At 62.7% G+C, this 15,762-nt stretch carries 11 protein-coding genes; 6 read left to right on the top strand and 5 right to left on the bottom strand.

The window, feature by feature from the left end; all coding sequences use genetic code 11:
- The first annotated feature begins 70 nt into the window (after window positions 1-70).
- Genes ACO1XS_RS07505 through ACO1XS_RS07480 form a run of 6 tightly spaced genes read left to right on the top strand, consistent with a single transcriptional unit; the run spans window position 71 to window position 6,598 of the window.
- Window positions 71-904, top strand: a complete 834-nt coding sequence (locus tag ACO1XS_RS07505; protein ID WP_331573836.1) for a branched-chain amino acid ABC transporter permease — start codon at window positions 71-73, stop codon at window positions 902-904.
- Window positions 897-2,735, top strand: a complete 1,839-nt coding sequence (locus ACO1XS_RS07500) for an ABC transporter permease subunit (RefSeq protein WP_486390350.1) — start codon at window positions 897-899, stop codon at window positions 2,733-2,735. The genes ACO1XS_RS07505 and ACO1XS_RS07500 overlap by 8 nt, the downstream gene beginning before the upstream one ends.
- Window positions 2,732-3,445, top strand: a complete 714-nt coding sequence (locus ACO1XS_RS07495; RefSeq protein WP_331573840.1) for a branched-chain amino acid ABC transporter ATP-binding protein — start codon at window positions 2,732-2,734, stop codon at window positions 3,443-3,445. Before ACO1XS_RS07500 ends, ACO1XS_RS07495 begins: the two co-directional genes overlap by 4 nt.
- 19 nt (window positions 3,446-3,464) lie before the next feature.
- Window positions 3,465-4,778, top strand: coding sequence for an amidase (locus ACO1XS_RS07490; RefSeq protein WP_486390349.1), 1,314 nt, complete (start codon window positions 3,465-3,467; stop codon window positions 4,776-4,778).
- Between the two features lie 21 nt (window positions 4,779-4,799).
- Window positions 4,800-5,975, top strand: a complete 1,176-nt coding sequence (locus ACO1XS_RS07485; protein ID WP_486390370.1) for a transporter substrate-binding domain-containing protein — start codon at window positions 4,800-4,802, stop codon at window positions 5,973-5,975.
- Window positions 5,972-6,598, top strand: coding sequence for an ANTAR domain-containing response regulator (locus tag ACO1XS_RS07480; protein WP_486390348.1), 627 nt, complete (start codon window positions 5,972-5,974; stop codon window positions 6,596-6,598). The genes ACO1XS_RS07485 and ACO1XS_RS07480 overlap by 4 nt, the downstream gene beginning before the upstream one ends.
- 154 nt (window positions 6,599-6,752) lie before the next feature.
- Here the strand turns inward: ACO1XS_RS07480 and ACO1XS_RS07475 are convergent, their stop codons facing one another.
- The 5 genes from ACO1XS_RS07475 to ACO1XS_RS07455 all read right to left on the bottom strand — a co-directional run bounded on the left by ACO1XS_RS07475 (window position 6,753) and on the right by ACO1XS_RS07455 (window position 15,426).
- Window positions 6,753-10,010, bottom strand: coding sequence for a hypothetical protein (locus ACO1XS_RS07475; RefSeq protein ID WP_486390347.1), 3,258 nt, complete (start codon window positions 10,008-10,010; stop codon window positions 6,753-6,755).
- Between the two features lie 176 nt (window positions 10,011-10,186).
- Entirely contained in the window at window positions 10,187-11,107 is a 921-nt protein-coding gene (locus ACO1XS_RS07470; protein ID WP_331568669.1) for a helix-turn-helix transcriptional regulator, read from the bottom strand.
- A gap of 454 nt (window positions 11,108-11,561) precedes the next feature.
- Window positions 11,562-12,971, bottom strand: a complete 1,410-nt coding sequence (locus ACO1XS_RS07465) for a hypothetical protein (protein ID WP_486390346.1) — start codon at window positions 12,969-12,971, stop codon at window positions 11,562-11,564.
- Between the two features lie 36 nt (window positions 12,972-13,007).
- A complete protein-coding gene (locus ACO1XS_RS07460; RefSeq protein ID WP_486390345.1) occupies window positions 13,008-13,439 on the bottom strand; it encodes a GNAT family N-acetyltransferase in 432 nt (143 codons plus the stop codon).
- Between the two features lie 340 nt (window positions 13,440-13,779).
- Window positions 13,780-15,426, bottom strand: coding sequence for a DMT family protein (locus tag ACO1XS_RS07455; protein WP_486390344.1), 1,647 nt, complete (start codon window positions 15,424-15,426; stop codon window positions 13,780-13,782).
- Window positions 15,427-15,762 lie beyond the last annotated feature (336 nt).

Below are 15,762 nucleotides of genomic sequence, written 5' to 3'. Positions count from 1 at the left end.
AGCAAGGAACGCAAACGCCCGCCGGCCTGCGACCGGGGAGAGCCGGCGGCGGATGCATTCGGAGACGCAAATGGTTTTGACATTGGACATTCTCACGACCGCGGCGGTGCTGTTCATCGTGACCACCGGGTTGATGGTGATTTTCGGCGTGATGCAGATCGTCAATTTCGCTCACGGTGCGCTTCTCACCATGGGCGCCTACGCGAGTTTCGTCGTCACGCAACTGAAGCTCGATCCCTGGATGGGCGTGCCGCTCGCCATTGTGGTGGGCATCGCTGTCGGCATGCTCGTCGAGCAGGTCATCGTGCGGCCGCTCTACAAGCGGCCTCTCGATGCCATTCTGGCCACGTGGGGGCTCGGTATCGTCATCGGGCAGCTCATCGTGATGGCCTTCGGCCGCGGCGTGCAGTTCGTCGAGACGCCGATGAAGGGCACCTTCTCGATCGCGGGCACCGAATACTCGGCCTATCGGCTGCTGCTGATCCCGATCGCGCTTGCCATCTGCGCGCTGCTGATCGCGCTGTTGTCCGGCACACGCTTTGGCGTGAAGACACGCGCCGTCATCATGAACGAAGATCTCGCGCGGGGTCTCGGCATTCATTCGGGCCGCATTCGCTTCATTACGTTCAGCCTTGGCTCGGCGCTCGGAACGCTCGCCGGCATGTTGATCACGCCGCTGTCGAGCGTCGATCCGAACATGGGGCTGCCGTGGCTCGTCAGCGCATTCATGCTGGTCATGGTGGCCGGCTACTCGATGATCAGTCTGCTTGTCACCTGCCTCGTGTTCGGGGCGTGCCAGGTACTGGTCAGCACGTTCGTGAGCCCGGTGCTGGGCGGCCTGACCATTGCCGTGCTGGCCGCGCTGACGCTGCGTATCCGTCCGAAGGGGTTTTCTCATGGCTAAAGTCGATCTATCGGCGGGCAACGTCGGCCGGCAAGCGACGCAGCACGACGACGAGCGCCGCAAGCGGCGCGCGAAGCAGGCCCGCGCGTTGCCGGTTCTCGTCGTACTCACCCTGGTGTTGCTGGTGGCCGGGCCGTTCGTGTTCGGCACCTACCTGATGAACGTGCTCGTCCAGGCGTTTTTCTTTTCCATCGTCGCCATTACGGTCGACGTGCTGTGGGGTTACACCGGTTATCTGACGTTTGGACAATCGGCGTATTTCGGCATCGGGGCCTACGCGGCCGGCCTGGTCTTTACGCATGGCGGCTTCTCGTTGGGCTATGTGGCGCTCGCCATCGGCGCGGCGATCGCCGTGTCGGCTGCGGTTGCGGCACTGGTCGGATGGTTGTCGTTCTATCGCGGCGCTTCGCCGTTCTTTGCAACGGTCATGTCGCTCGTGCTGCCGATCGTGATGAGCCAGCTGCTGTTGTCAGGCGGGGAATGGACGGGGTCGAGCTCGGGTCTCACCGGATTCGATACGTTCGAGCTGCCGCTCGAAGCATGGTTCTGGATCGCCGGCGCGGGAATGCTCGGCATTGCGCTGTTGGCATGGATGCTCGTGCGCAGCGACGGGGGTCGCGTCCTGGTGGCGATTCGCGACAACGAATCGCGTTGCTCGTACCTCGGCATCAACACCTCGCTCGTCAAGATCGTCCTGCTGATCGCGGCCGCCATCGTCGCCGGCATCGCGGGCTTCGGCTACGGCTCGTTCAGCGGTGTCGTCGCACCGGAACTGACCGGCTTCGTCCTCGGCACGCAACTGATCATCTGGGTTGCGCTGGGCGGCCGGGGAACGCTCTGGGGCCCCGTGGTCGGCACGATCCTGATCAACGTTGGGACCGCCTATCTGAGCGGGAGCATGCCTTTCGCGTGGCAATTGATTCTCGGGGCCGCGTTCGTGGCGGTAATCGTCCTGCTGCCGCGCGGTCTCGTGCCGCTGCTTTTCACGCCGTTGCGCCTGCATACCGCAGCCGGTGCCGAACCGGAGCTGATCGAACGGAAGGTCAGCGTGCAAGCCGGGCAGACGGCGCAGGGCCCGGCATTCCAAATGACAGGCGTGGCCAAGCATTTCGGCACGCTCAAGGTCCTGCAAGGCATCGATCTCGTTGCCGACGGCGGCGAACTGGTGGGTTTGATCGGTCCGAACGGCGCGGGCAAGACAACCCTCATGCGCTGCATGAGCGATGGCGCCGAAGCCTCCGCCGGCACGGTCGTACTGTGCGGCAACGACACGCGAGGGGCGCCGCCGGAACGGTGCGTGCGTTTCGGGCTGGGACGCAAGTTCCAGAACGCGAACATCTTCGAGACGCTGACGGTCGCGGAGTGCCTGCGGATCGCGGGCACCATCATCGAACGGCCTTCGCTCGTCAAGCGTTCCGACACGCTCGGTTTGCCGCCCTACGCGATGGAAGTCGTCCGTACGACGGGTCTCGACCGCAAACTCGGCGCCGTGGCGAAGGACCTGTCGCACGGCGAGCAGCAGGCGCTCGAGTTGGCGATGGTGCTCACGCTCGAACCGAAGATCGTGTTGCTCGACGAGCCGACGGCGGGACTGACGAAGACTGAGCGCACGCAAATCGGCAGCGTGCTGGCAGCGCTCGCTCACCAATATGGGCTGTGTTGCCTGCTCGTCGAGCACGATCTCGATTTCGTGGCGGAGGTTGCCACACGCATCGTGGTGTTGCACCAGGGCCGCATCGTCATGCAGGGCAGTTTTGAAGAGGTGGTCAACTCCGAACTCGTCAAAACGATTTACGCCGGAACGGCTGCCACGCAAAAGGAAGCATCATGAACAGCCCCCAAACCGCATTGCATGTCGACGACGTAACGAGCGGCTACAAGGCATCGGTCGTGCTGCGCAAGCTGTCGATGTCGATCGCGAGCGGCGAAGCGGTTGCCCTCGTCGGAAAGAACGGCATGGGCAAGACCACGCTGCTCAAGACCATCATGGGCTACCTGCCCAAAAAGACGGGCGCGGTCCGCGTCAACGGCCGCGACGTCACGCAACTGCCGCCGCATCAGATCGCACGGGCCGGGATCGCCTACGCGCCGCAGGAGCATGCGTTGTTTCCCGACCTCACGATTCGGGACAACCTGCGCCTGGGCCTCGTGAAAGCTTCGTGGTTCGACGAGCGGTTCGCCGAGATCGAGCCGATTTTTCCCGTGTTCAAGAGCCGCCTGAAGCAGTACGCCGGCACGCTTTCGGGCGGCGAACAGAAGATGCTGCTCGTGGCGCGCGCCCTGATGATGCGGCCGTCGATCATCCTGCTCGACGAGATCACGGAGGGCTTGCAGCCGTCCGTGATCGACCGGCTGGCCGACGCATTGCTCTGGGAGCGCGACCGCCACGGTACGACGCTGCTGCTGATCGAGCAGAACGTGCCTTTTGCATTGAAAGTCGCGGATCGCTATGTGGTGCTCAAGCAAGGGCACATCATCGATCAGGGCAGCGCGAACGACGATGCGGCGGCTGCATCCATTTTCGAACACCTTCGCGTTTGACCTTCACGATAGGCGAGGCATGATGAGCGCACATTCACTATATCGACCGCAGTCGGGCCTGGATCTCATCCGGCGTATCGCGAACGATCCGCGCGAGCGTACTCGCGCCGTCCGTCAATCGCTGTCGCGAATCGATGAGATCGAGCCCGAGGTCAGGGCGATGACGGCGGTGGTTCAGCACGACGCTGCGATGGCGCAGGCCATGGTAGCCAAAGGTCCGTTGGCCGGCGTTCCGATCGCCGTGAAGGACATTTTCGACACGAGCGAATTCGTGACGAGCTATGGCTCGTCGATCTATCGGGGGCACGAGCCGCGATCCGATGCGGCCGTTGTCACGTGGCTGCGGCGTTACGGCGGTATCGTCGTCGGCAAGACCGTCACGAGCGAGTTCGCCTATATGGCGCCGACGGTGACACGCAATCCCTCCGACCTGGGGCGTACGTCCGGTGGCTCGTCGTCCGGATCGGCGGCCGCGGTGGCGGCCGGTATCGTGCCGTTCGCTATCGGCTCGCAGACTGGCGGCTCGACGATCCGGCCTGCCTCGTTTTGCGGCGTAGCCGGCTACAAGCCGACGTTCGGCATGCTCTCGACTGTCGGCATGAAGTGCTTTTCCTGGTCGCTCGACACGGTCGGCCTTTTTGCAGCCGGCGTGAGCGACGTGGCTTATTTCGCGCAAGTGCTTTCGGGCCGCCGCCTCGCCGTCAGCGAAGACAGCACCGGTCCGGTGTTCGGCTTGCCGGACCGCTACTCGTGGGGCGAGCCATCCGCGAATGCCGCCGCCGCGCTCGAGACCGCGGTCCGCGCGATCGAGGATGCCGGCGGCCGCATCAAGCGCGTGCGCTTTGCGCCCTGGATGGCCGACATTGCCGCCGCGCACGAAACGATCCAGCGTTACGAGGCCTATCGATCGCTCGGCTACGAGTACGACTACCATCGCGCCGAACTCTCACCGATGCTCTGCGCGTTTCTCGATCGGGCCGCAACCGTCGACATGGCCGCTTACGTCAACGCATGCGCCTTCGTGGAGCAGGCGAGGAAAAAGCTCTCCGAGCTATTCGACGGCATTACGGCGCTCATCACGCCGAGCGCGCCCGATGAAGCGCTCGAAGGACTTGGCTCGACGGGGGACCCCTCGTTCAATCGCAATTGGACGTTGCTCGGATGTCCCTGCGTGAGCGTTCCCGGGTTGTGGGGGCTGCGTGGCGGCCCCATAGGCGTGCAGGTGATCTGCCGGCCGTGGGACGATGCCGTGTGCCTCGATGCCGCATCGTTCGTCGAGCGCGCCGTCGGCGCTCACGTCGGACATTTCGCCGCGACGTTGGAGAACGATTGAGCCATGCGAGACGAAGACACCATGGAGTCGAAGCCGCGGCGCTCGAACAATGAGACATCGGCGGAGCCCGGATGGCGTATCGGTGTGCTGTATTCCCGAACCGGCGTGACCGCGGCGACCGAGTCCGAGCATTTCTTCGGAACGGTGCTGGCAATCGAGGAAATCAACGCGGCAGGCGGCATCGATGGCCGTCTGCTCGATCCCGTTGCATACGATCCGAAGAGCGACCCCGACGAGTATCGCCGACTCGCCACGCGGATGGTGCAGGAAGACGATGTGACGGTGTTGTTCGGCTGTTCCACGTCGTCGAGCCGCAAGGCCGTGCTGCCGGTGATCGAGCGCCACAATGCGTTGCTCTGGTATTGCTCCATATACGAGGGCTTCGAATATTCGCCGAATGTCATTTATACCGGGGCCGTGCCGAACCAGAACAGCATGCAATTGGCTGCGTATTTGCTTCGCAACCACGGCCGGCGCTTGTTTCTCGTGGGGGCCGACTACATCTATCCACGCGAGTCGAATCGGATCATGCGGGACATGGTGGAGCAGCACGGCGGGGAAATCGTCGAGGAAGTCTATCTGCCGAGCGATGCCGATGTCGACGATCTGGTCGGCGTGGTGCGACAAATCAAGGCGCTCGAACCCGATGTGGTGTTTTCCACCTTGATCGGGCGGGGCGCACGTGCGTTTTACCGCCTGTATCGCGAGCACGATATCGATCCGGAGCGCATCCCGATCGCAAGCCTGACGATGACCGAGGGTGAAACGCGGATGATCGGCGCGCAGTTGTGCGGCAGCCATATCGTCTCGGCGAGCTACCTCAATACGCTCGATCTGGCCGGCAACCGGCGCTTTCTCGAGTCGTGGCGCGGGCGCTTCGGCGATCAGCCCGCGAGCATGTGGTCGGAAATGGCGTATAACCAGGTCCATTTGTTCGCGCTCGCGTTGGCCCGTACGAAGAGTCTCGATGCCGCGAAACTCGTCGATGCGGTTCATGGTGTCGAGTTCGATTCGCCCGAGGGCTTGCTCAGGATCGACCCGGAAAACAATCACGCGATCCTGACGCCCCGTATCGCCGTTTGCCAGCCGGACGGTTCGTTCGACATCGTTTGGGAAAGCCCGAAGCCGGTGAAGCCCGATCCCTACCTGATCTCGTATGGATTTTCCGAGTTCTGGCTCGATGGAGGGCGCGCATGACGGCATGGGCTCGCGGACTCTTCGAGGATCTGCGCACGCTGCGTGTACTCGTGATTCACCCGCCCGGCGAAGACCGCAATGTTCTCGAGGAGCAATTGCGCCGGCTCGGCTGTCCGTTGCGGGCGATCTGGCCGTTTCCGGCGCAGGTGCCGGGCGATGCCGATGCCGTGTTTTTCCACGTCGGACCGGAGGCGAGAAGCACGGGGCATTGGAGCGCGGCGGATACGTCGGCGACGTTGATCGCCTTATCGGACTACGAGAATCCGACCGCGCTGAAAATGCTGCTCGATACGCAAGCGCATGGCGTGATCACGAAGCCATATCGCTCCACGGGCATTCTCAGCACTTTGGTTCTCGCGCGAGCGGCTGCACGTTACCAGCAGCGGCTGCAAAACAAGGTCGTGAAGCTGGAAGAAGCCATCAAGGCGCGCCGGCAGATCGAGAGGGCGGTACGCGTGCTCGTCGAAGCGCACCGGCTGACAGAGAACGAAGCGTACGAGCAGATACGCACGCGCGCCACCGAGCTGCGCGCGACTGTCGGCGAGATCTCGGCGATGGTCATCGATGCCCACGAAGCCATGGAAAAGCTCGGCCTCGGCAAGCCCGCGAAGGTCGCCCGGTAGCTGGCGCGTTCAGTCCCGGCCGTCATTCGCACGTCCGCACATCGGTTCGCGGCAGTGCACCACGTTCGGCCCGATCTGTTATTGAATGGTGCAAACGATTCAACCGGAGTGAAGGTGTGCACCAGCTGCGTGACGATGAACCGAAGTGCTTCCCTTATTGCGGAGGATGGGTCGCTACGTCCTCTCGATCGGCCGAGGTAGTCGCGGGGTGAGGATGACGCGCGCGCACGAAGGCGATCTCCCGCTCGCCGCTCACCGACGTGGTCTTGGCCGCCACCAAGAGGAAATTGAGTCCACGGGTCTTTTCGACCGAGTTGTTTTCGTAGGCGTAAAGCAGGAGGGGCCGAAAGTTCGCCGGGTTTTCGAGCTCGGCGGTGAGCTGTCGCCTGGTGGAGGCGACGACTCTCTCGTCTTTGGGGCTCAACGCCGGCGTGCTGCGCTCGTAGGCACGCAGCACGCTCAACAGTGCATTGATCCGCTCGGCGGCCTCATGCGTCAATTGCCGCCGCTCTCCCCACTGTCTGTTGCCTCGCAAGGTGGAGAGCTTGACCTTTGTCGTGAATTTGTCGAGTTCGCGCTGGCTGCCGAGCGCCTCGCGCCATTCCGCATTGTTGTTATCGACATAAGCGAGAAAGTCCTTCGGACGACTGAATTCGGTGTCGAGGAAGGTCTTTTCGGGGACGATCCTGCCATCTTCGTAAAAGCCGCGCAGAACCGAATGCGTCGACTTCTTGAAGAGCGGGGTACTGACGGCGGCCATCGGCAGGCTCGGTACCGATGTCGATGCGACGGGCCCGAGGTCCGCTTCGATCGCTTCGAAACTGAGAACGGCGGCAGCCGAAGCGTTGGCCGCTCGTCCTTGCCCGCGCGCGTCGGTGCTGACGGTCTGGTCGCCGGTCGTATCGCGGCGCGCTTCCGACGAGCGAAACGCGGTGGCGCTGCCTGTCATGAACACGCCGGTCTTGTAGCCTTGCGGATCGGCGATCCGCAGGCCCGCCGCGGCGCCGACCGTTGCATACTTCGTCGATACGTCGCGCTCGATCCAGTTCACGGACAAGTTCGGATCCTTGTAGAACGCGTCGACGATCGCCATCGACATCTGTTCGCTCGTTTCGGGCATCGCGCCGTTCGGCCCGCTCGTCGAGATGGTTTTGACCAGATGCTGAAGGGTCCGGCGCCATGCGGTGTTGTTGGTCGGATCGTCGAGATGCTCGAGGCGAGCGCGAAACACCACGCCGTTCTCGAGTATGTTTTCGCTTCCGAACGACACGCCGCCGTTGATGCTGGCCACGGCCATCCCGTCGGATACACCCACGTAGGCACCCATGCCGGCGCTTATATTCTGCCTTTTCGCGTTGCCTATGATCAGTTGGCCCGTATGCGCCGAAGAGCCGATTTCGATGAAGCTCGTCCTTCCATTGACATAGGCGAGATCGGGCAGGAGCGCGCCGGACACCGGGAGGGCGTCGGTGCCATAGTTCTGGCCGGAGTTCGCCGTTGGGAGCGTGCTGATGCCGCGGGAGCGCTCGAGACTCGCGCGCAGCCCCCAGGTCGGCGGGATGTGTTCGATGAACTCGTGCAAGAGGTCGAAGTTTCCCTGCGCGTTTCGGGGTGGGCGCCGCCCATCGTCGCGCATCCGCTTCATGCGCTCGAGGCATTCGCCCAATGTGTTCGGCGCATTGCCGACAGTCGCGTGCGAGCGATGGCTGCGGGAAATGACCTGATCCCGGTCGGCCCCGGCCCAGGTTGCCCAGCTATCGAGGTGAACGGCGTTCACCTTGGGTGGTACCTTGAAATCACGGCGATGGGCCAGCACGAACCTGGGATTCAGGTTGAGCGCGGATGCCACGTCGTGCATGATTTTTTTGCGATCGAGACGGCCGAACGACATATCGTCGCGCCAGCCTTTCGCGGCGATCTTTTCTTTCCAGCGCCGAAGGACCGCCGCGCGAATCGCCGCGCGTACGATCTTCGGGGCGGGCATTTCACCAGGCATGCGCGGCGGCTCGCTGACGATGACCTCGTTCAGCGCATCGATGACGACGTCTATCGCGTGCGCTTGCCCGAAATCCTTGTCAGGGTGGTCGAGAAAGACGCCGGCGGTACCCAGTTCGAACGCGGCGAACGGCGTGTCCTTCGTCTCGCGGCCGCGAGAGAATTCGCCGGTGAGAGTGTTTCCGACTTCTTTCAACCACGATTCGGCTTTGGCATTGCGGGTATGCAGCTGCGCCTGCTCGACGATCCGGAAGGTCCGCGACTGAATTTTCGGCAGATCCTCTTCGCCGATATTGTTTCGGAATGCGAAGTATGCCGTGCGCAAAGCCGCAGGCGGGGTTGCCCGAGGGTTTCGTCTCAGCATGACGCCCGCCGCAAATGCTCGTAATGCGAACGGTTGGGACAGCAGCGCTTGTCTCACCGGTTCCATCATGGTCGAGTCGTACGACAGAAAATCGGTACGCTCGTCGTCGGGCAAGACGCCATCGACGATGATGTGGAGCTCGTCGAGGCTGCGGGGCCGCGGGCGGCCCTCAGGCCAGACGGCCATCAGGCGGTGCGCGGCGCGCAACGTTTCGACATGGGCATCGCGATGGATGCGTTGCTCGGTCTTCGTCAATCCGTCGATCGTCGGCATGGTGCCCGGGGCCGCTTCGAGCAACGCCTCGAAGCCATTGGGGTCGAGGGCCAGCTCGCACTGCAATGCAAAGGCTCGGCGCAGCGTGTCGTCGTCCGGGTTGACGGGCCTGCCGCAAGTCGCACGAAACGCGTCGCGTGCCGACGTCAGATCGCCGCCGGACACTGCGACGAGCCCGCGTGCCATGAGAATCGCCTTGAGATGGGGCGCCTCGGGCTGATCGCCGTGCCCGAATGTAGTCAGGATTTCCTGCGCGAAATCGTAGGCCTGTCTGCGCTCCTGCAGCGATCCATGAGTGAACGAATTCGTGATGTACGTCGCCGCTGCAAGCCAGTTGGCGAAGATTGCCGGGCCGTCCGGCGCATTCGCGTCCACATCTCCGACTAGCATGCGGGCGTTTTGTCCGCGCTGGCGGTCGACGATCTTTTGGCCGCGGGGCGCTTTCGCGGTGCGCAGATCGCAGTCGTCGAGCGTGAGGTCAGGGCTGGCCGGCGTGGGGGAGACCGTTCGTTTCGCGCCGAACGCGTTCGAAACGGTCTTGCCGTTCGGGCGTGCCAGGCGGAGGATCCGTTCGCGCAGCGCTGTGGCCCGCGATGGCTGGGCTGTGTCGGCATCATCGTGCCGATCGCGCCGCGGAATGTCGCATACGGTGCCGGGTGTCCGTGCAAGCGGTAGCGGCTCGTTCGGCACCGGGTTGTTGCTCAGTGGCGCATCGGGGGCAAACTGTTCTGCGCCGTTCGGCGGCAGCAAACCATGCATCGGATTGATTATCCAACCCATCTCGCCTCTCCCATAACCGGATCAGTTATGCCCGCGGAGAGCCTTTGCGGTCAGCTATGTATGCTGACCGGCCGGCCTCTACGGAAAACCCGACTATAGTTTGGCGAAATGTAGTGACTTACTTCGATGCGATGTAGTGACTTAAAAAACGAAAAACGGGACGGGTCCTGTCACACTCATGCCACGGTCGAAGTCTGCGCGGCGTTCGAAGCGGCGGCTGCCGCGGCGCGAACGACGGTCCGCTGTGGGCTGCCGTCGCGCCGCCAGTCGTCGCGGCATCCGGCAAGATAGGCCAGGTGCACGCGGTTTTGCGCGCCATAGCGCCGCTTGAGCTGGCGCAGGTGGTAATCGACGTTATAGGCCGAGGTCCCGAGTAAATCGGCTATTTCCTTGTCGCTCAGGCCCTGCGTCAACGCCCCGAGGATCCTGCGCTGCGTCTGGGTGATCGGTTTGGCCGGCACGTTCTCTTCGAGAGAAGGGGCGTGTGTCAGGACGAACTCGTGCAAGGCAAGCCCGACCGCATAAGCCTGCCCGACCACGCGATCGGTAATCCAATGCCGCGACGCATTCGCGGCGCTGAAGCTGATGACGCTTTGAAACGAACTGCGCGGATTCGACAGCGCGAGCGTGACTCCACTTCGCAGGGCGGCGCGGTCGCAATCGTCGACGAGGCTGTGCAGACGCACGAGGTCGATATTCGTCTGCGTTCCGGTCGGGTTTTGTGCGAGTGTGCCCAGGTCCCATATGAACGGCCATTCGCATTGGCATGCGAACGCAATGCGCGGATCGATCTCGATATAGCGTTCGCGAATGTAGAGGTCCGGCCACTCGGGGGCGGAAAATTCGCGTACATAAAGGGCGCGGGTCATCAGATCGCCCGTGCGCGCAAATCGCCAATAGCAGACCGAGTCGAAGCCGATGGTGCCGATGGTCGCGGCAATGACGAGCCGGCGCTGGTCAGGGCCAGTCGCAGCCGATAGCGCGTCGACAATGGCGGATCGGCCGGCGTTCGAGGAACGCTCGACGAATTCGGGCAGGCAACGCTGACTGCGATCCAACATCAGCAGGCTGTGCTGGATGTTCTTGCTGGTTCTCAAACTCTCCTCCTTACCGCGCCCAATACGCTAATTTAGCGGGCAATGAAAGGGCCCGGACTATGATATTTCGTAGTCGTGGGTTGCCTGACCGACAAATTTCCCGTTTGCCTGGAATGCTCTGGCACTCTAGGCACCGATTGCGAAGAGACGGGGAAACGTACCCGCTAGCCCATTGAGTGCTCGATGAAAACAGTCGACGAAAGCGACCGACGAATGATGCGTGGAAACGATCCGTTTTCTTGGATTCAACTTTATGACACGGATGTGTTCTTGATTGGATTTTTGCGAAGCTTGCTTCGATTTAACGAAAAACCCGAGATACCTTAAAAATGGCTTTCGTGAAATGGTGGGGATTTAATTGGGTTGTCGTGTTTATTATGTCCCGCACTCGATTCTTTTCGAGAGGTGGATACCGCCCGCCTGGGATGGCGGGCAGCTTAGATCTTCGAATGCTTCAGGCGGCGAGGCCGTAGCGGGATCGGGCGCCGGCGTCTTGACGCAGCGCGTCGAGCGCCGATTGTTCCGCGGGCCCGGCATCGTCACCCTGACGCGTTTGAACGGCCCGGTGCAGCGCATCGCGCACCAACGCATATTGCTGAGAAGTGATTTGCTGCTTCTCGCGCAGCGTTCGCGCGTTGTTCAACACACGGTTGTAGGCCTGCCCACGCGCGGGGTCGTCGCCGAGCCGGCTCGCGGCCCCGGCGAGGGCCATGAGCGACGCGATACGATGACCTGGCGGTTCGATGCTGTCGACCTTCGCAAAGATCTCGTCAAAGGCCTGGTGATTCGCCTCCTTCGACGTGAAGCTGCCAACCAGCGTGGCCGCCACCGCCAACGGCTCGGGCCGCCGTCGTGCCTGAAGGCCCAAATTGCCGTCGTGCTCTGAGCGAACGAGCCCGAGCAGACCGTCCGGCATCTCGAATCCGAGGATACCCGGCTCGGCAAGCAGTGCGTGCAGGTCCGCAATATCGTGAACCGATCCGGCGGCCTGCTCGAGTCGCTCACCCGCTTCGAACTCCGCTCTGACATCCGGGGGCAGCAGGTCGTGGGCTTCCAGCTGCATGAGCTTCTCGTCCGCGCTGTAGGCCACCCACGGCGGCGACGAGACGATTGCCTCCGAAAGAACCTGATGCCATTCGCCGACTTGATCGGGCGGGAGGGTCTTGAGGCGGTCCGCAACCGCCTCGAGAAACGCGGCATGGGCGAGCTCGCGCAGCGAATCGGGCCAACTGCTGTCCTGGCCGAGCAGCGGCGTGCCCAACACCTGCCGGAGGTCCTCCGCAGATTCGATCTGATTGGCGAGGTAGGTTGCACGCGAATTGATCGCTTTCTCATGGGCGGCGTTGATTGCCGAACCCAGCCGCGTTTGTCCCACCTCGGGCGGCAGTTCGCGGAATGCCAGCCTCAGCTCGCGCAGCCCGGCCACCTGCTGGTTCCACGATGTCCAATGGACTACCCGGTCGGCCGCTTTCTCGAACACTTCGCAATGCGCCTCGAGCGACGGCTCGGACTGCGCGGCCGCACTCGCCTTGGCCGAGGCGACGAGGTTGGAGATCAGATCTCGTAGATTATCGACATTGCGTACTGTCGATGCAGCCAGCAGTAGATTCGTGGCGGTTGCGGTGCCAGCGGTCTTGTCCGATGCGGCATCGGCGTACCTGAATGCGCCCGCACGCGTGGTATCCGCGCGTCCCGCTTCAGGCGTACGCCCCGATTTGTGGGTCCCGGCGATTTCCGTCAGCGGCGAGCCGCGGAGCGATTGAGCGGTCGGCGAGTGTTGCGTCGGGGCCTTGTTGGCACCCGTCGCGTCCTCGCCGATTGGCCTTCCGTCGAGATTGCCAACGTTGCGGATGATGGGCTTCATGATTGCGTCGCCTGCTGCCTAGTGGGTAGTAGAACTTTACACCGTGCCCGGGGGACCAAATACCGCGGAGCGAACCGATGGCGATTCGGGCGCAAATCCCGATGGGATGCGATCCGTCCCTACCGGGCGGAGAGATTTGGCCATAAAAACGATTTCCAGCCCGTCGATCCGACTTACATGTGCCGGTATAAAGCCGTGCCGTTCGTAAAGACGCTGATTTGCCGTCATTTCGCGGTTCAAACAAAGATGCAGCTTGAAAATCTGCAAGCGCCACGCCTGGCTTTCGGCGAACCGCAACAGGGCGCTGCCGAGCCCCCGGCGTTGTCGCTCGGGCGATACCGCGAGATTGGCGATATGCAGATGATCGGGGGCCTCGACGAGTTCCAGCATGGCATCGATCCGGCCCTTTGGCGCGCAGTGCACCCATACCTCGTGCTGACGCAGCACGGCGGCGTAATCGCGCAGCATTGGCTCGGGTCGCGCGCCGATAACGGGTATCCAGCGTGCGTAGGCGGCATCGACGAGTGCGCGAACCGGGGTTTCATCGGACAAGTTGGCGCGGCGAAGCTCCATCGTTCTCCTCATCTGCTACGTGGACGGGCCTGTCTTGCGGTGCGGCAAAGCACCGAGCATGAGCAACGCAAGATAGTCCGAAGGTTGCGAAAGCTCACCGCGCGAGCGAATTTATGTGCTGAGGCGCGAACCGAAGCGTGGACGAACGTTCGGTGTTTGTCACGCGTATCGCGCAGAACATGGGCACCCGGTCCCTCGGGCGCGCGGTGGCGCGACGCCAGGCGCCGCGGCGGCGTCATCGGGTGGCGATCCAGATGCCGAACGCGGCCAACAGTAGGCCCGAAAGCTGTTTCAACTTCACTTCGGCACCTTTCACCATCGACAGGAACGCCATTGTCCAGACCGCGTCGGTACCTTCGATCGCCCCGCGCACGGGAACGACATCCGCCTCGCCATTGGCGATCGTCAATTCGATGTATTCGAAGAACGCGTAGCGCCAGCTATATAGCACGCGGGCGATCTTGTACGCGAGTTCGAGCCGCTTTGGATCCGTCGGCGTCAGCTTCTCTGGCAGGAGTTCTTCGTCTTTCTTGGTCGTATGCTTGAACCAGGCCAGCGTCTTGATGCCCGTCGCCCCTGCCGACAGGCTCAGCGCCGCGGCCATCGGGTCGTCCTTCAACATGAAGACGACCGCCCCGGTGGCGGCCGCGCCCTGGGCGATCCACCATGCGCGAGTGAAGATCGTCTTCATCCGCTTGGCTTTCTGTTCCGATTGCTCCCCGGCCTCCCGGGCCAAGTCTTCCAACTGCTCCGATAGCCGGGGAGCGGCCGCCAACATCTTCTCGACTTTTCTCAATTGTTTGCCGAGTTCGGCTTCGAGTTCTGTCGGCTCGCTATCCGCGCCGTCAGCGACCGCGAGTTCGCGCGATGCGAGCGCGCGTTGCAAACTGCTTTCCAGCGATTTGAGCTGCGCAGTGACATCCTCATTCAAATACTGGGCAAGCGCGAGTGCTTCGGACTGACGAGTGCGCAATTGGCTGCGCGATTCGCGCGGGTCCTTGTTCTTCAAGATCGGCGTATGTTCGCGAATCGATGCGAGCGCGTTCGACATCGCCGAATCGGGCTTTGCCGCGTCGCGCAACATGCGCTCGAGCGGCGGCAACTCGTTGTCGGGCCAGTTGGCAAGGGTGGAACCGGCGATGACGATGGCAAAGCCGATGTAATGGTGCGGCCCGATCTTTTCGTGATCGAGCACCGCGGCGGCACCGAGAAAGGCGCCGAGATCGATCGGTTGGAGAATCCCGCGGAATTTGGCCAGATTGATGTCGTTCTTGTCCGCAATGGAGGTTGCCGTGGTGAACGGAATGTATTCGGTCAGCGCGATCAGCCAACTGCCGACGATCTTTGCCGCGGTCGCCACGACCTTTCTGAGAACGGGGTGAGCCAACGCTCCCAGGCCGATGGACGCGAGCACCGTATCATCCGATATGGATGGCAGCCCATACCATGCGGCGGTCTTGAGCAGGGTGGCAACGATAGCCAGGGAGATCACCGGAACGTACGGCGAAGCAATTGCCCGCCGCAGCCTGCTGCGTTGTTCGGACTCCTCACCGTTTGCTTGCGGGGATTGGGCGTGCTCCGGGCCCATGGCTTCCATCAGCGCATCGAGCACCCCGGCCTGCTCCAGGGCCTCCAGCAGCTTGTCGCTGCCAGCGAGGAAATCATCCATCGTTTCGATCGCGCCGACATCGAATGTTTCCGCGAATTCAGGCGGCAGCGAGTGCAACAACTGAGACAGTGCGACGTCGATTTGCGGGAGGCTGCCGTTGAGCGCCTCCAGTGGGTTCGGCTGCGCCTGCTCGGATATCGCACCGTCCACCGCGCGAACGATTTTTTTCTTCGATGCGTCCGTGTCCTGACTCGCGGATTCGGGCGATGGCATCTCGCGTGCCGGCGTTCTGAAGAGCGACCGCCATCGGCGTCGTGCCTCGCCCCTGGAATTCTCTTCGGGCAGACCCTGCAGTTCGGAAGAACCTTGGGCACGCCTGCGGGCAGCAGGCTGGGCTTTGTCGCCGTTATCAGGATGCTCTTTCGGGGGCGGTGGAACCCGGTTTTGCGGGCCGTCGGCGCCACCAGCAGCGGAAATCGGCATCGAAGCCTCCTGTTTTGGAATGGCCTCGATCGTATTTCGGGGAAAGAGACGCCCGATGCGTTGGAACGAACAACGATGCGGCAGTACGAACGAACCGCCGCTTTATGCTGAACGACTCCACGCGTT

It is taken from the genome of Trinickia sp. (genome assembly GCF_057351765.1).
Note: the sequence above shows the minus strand (reverse complement) of the source record. Positions and strands in the feature narration are given on the sequence as shown.

What these genes read in the sequence shown, in the direction of transcription:
- ACO1XS_RS07505 (WP_331573836.1), top strand. Translation starts at nt 71, where the DNA reads ATGGTTTTGACATTGGACATTCTCACGACCGCGGCGGTGCTGTTCATC.
- ACO1XS_RS07500 (WP_486390350.1), top strand. Translation starts at nt 897, where the DNA reads ATGGCTAAAGTCGATCTATCGGCGGGCAACGTCGGCCGGCAAGCGACG.
- ACO1XS_RS07495 (WP_331573840.1), top strand. Translation starts at nt 2,732, where the DNA reads ATGAACAGCCCCCAAACCGCATTGCATGTCGACGACGTAACGAGCGGC.
- ACO1XS_RS07490 (WP_486390349.1), top strand. Translation starts at nt 3,465, where the DNA reads ATGATGAGCGCACATTCACTATATCGACCGCAGTCGGGCCTGGATCTC.
- ACO1XS_RS07485 (WP_486390370.1), top strand. Translation starts at nt 4,800, where the DNA reads ATGGAGTCGAAGCCGCGGCGCTCGAACAATGAGACATCGGCGGAGCCC.
- ACO1XS_RS07480 (WP_486390348.1), top strand. Translation starts at nt 5,972, where the DNA reads ATGACGGCATGGGCTCGCGGACTCTTCGAGGATCTGCGCACGCTGCGT.
- ACO1XS_RS07475 (WP_486390347.1), bottom strand. Translation starts at nt 10,010, where the DNA reads ATGGGTTGGATAATCAATCCGATGCATGGTTTGCTGCCGCCGAACGGC.
- ACO1XS_RS07465 (WP_486390346.1), bottom strand. Translation starts at nt 12,971, where the DNA reads ATGAAGCCCATCATCCGCAACGTTGGCAATCTCGACGGAAGGCCAATC.
- ACO1XS_RS07460 (WP_486390345.1), bottom strand. Translation starts at nt 13,439, where the DNA reads ATGCTGCGCGATTACGCCGCCGTGCTGCGTCAGCACGAGGTATGGGTG.
- ACO1XS_RS07455 (WP_486390344.1), bottom strand. Translation starts at nt 15,426, where the DNA reads ATGCCATCGCCCGAATCCGCGAGTCAGGACACGGACGCATCGAAGAAA.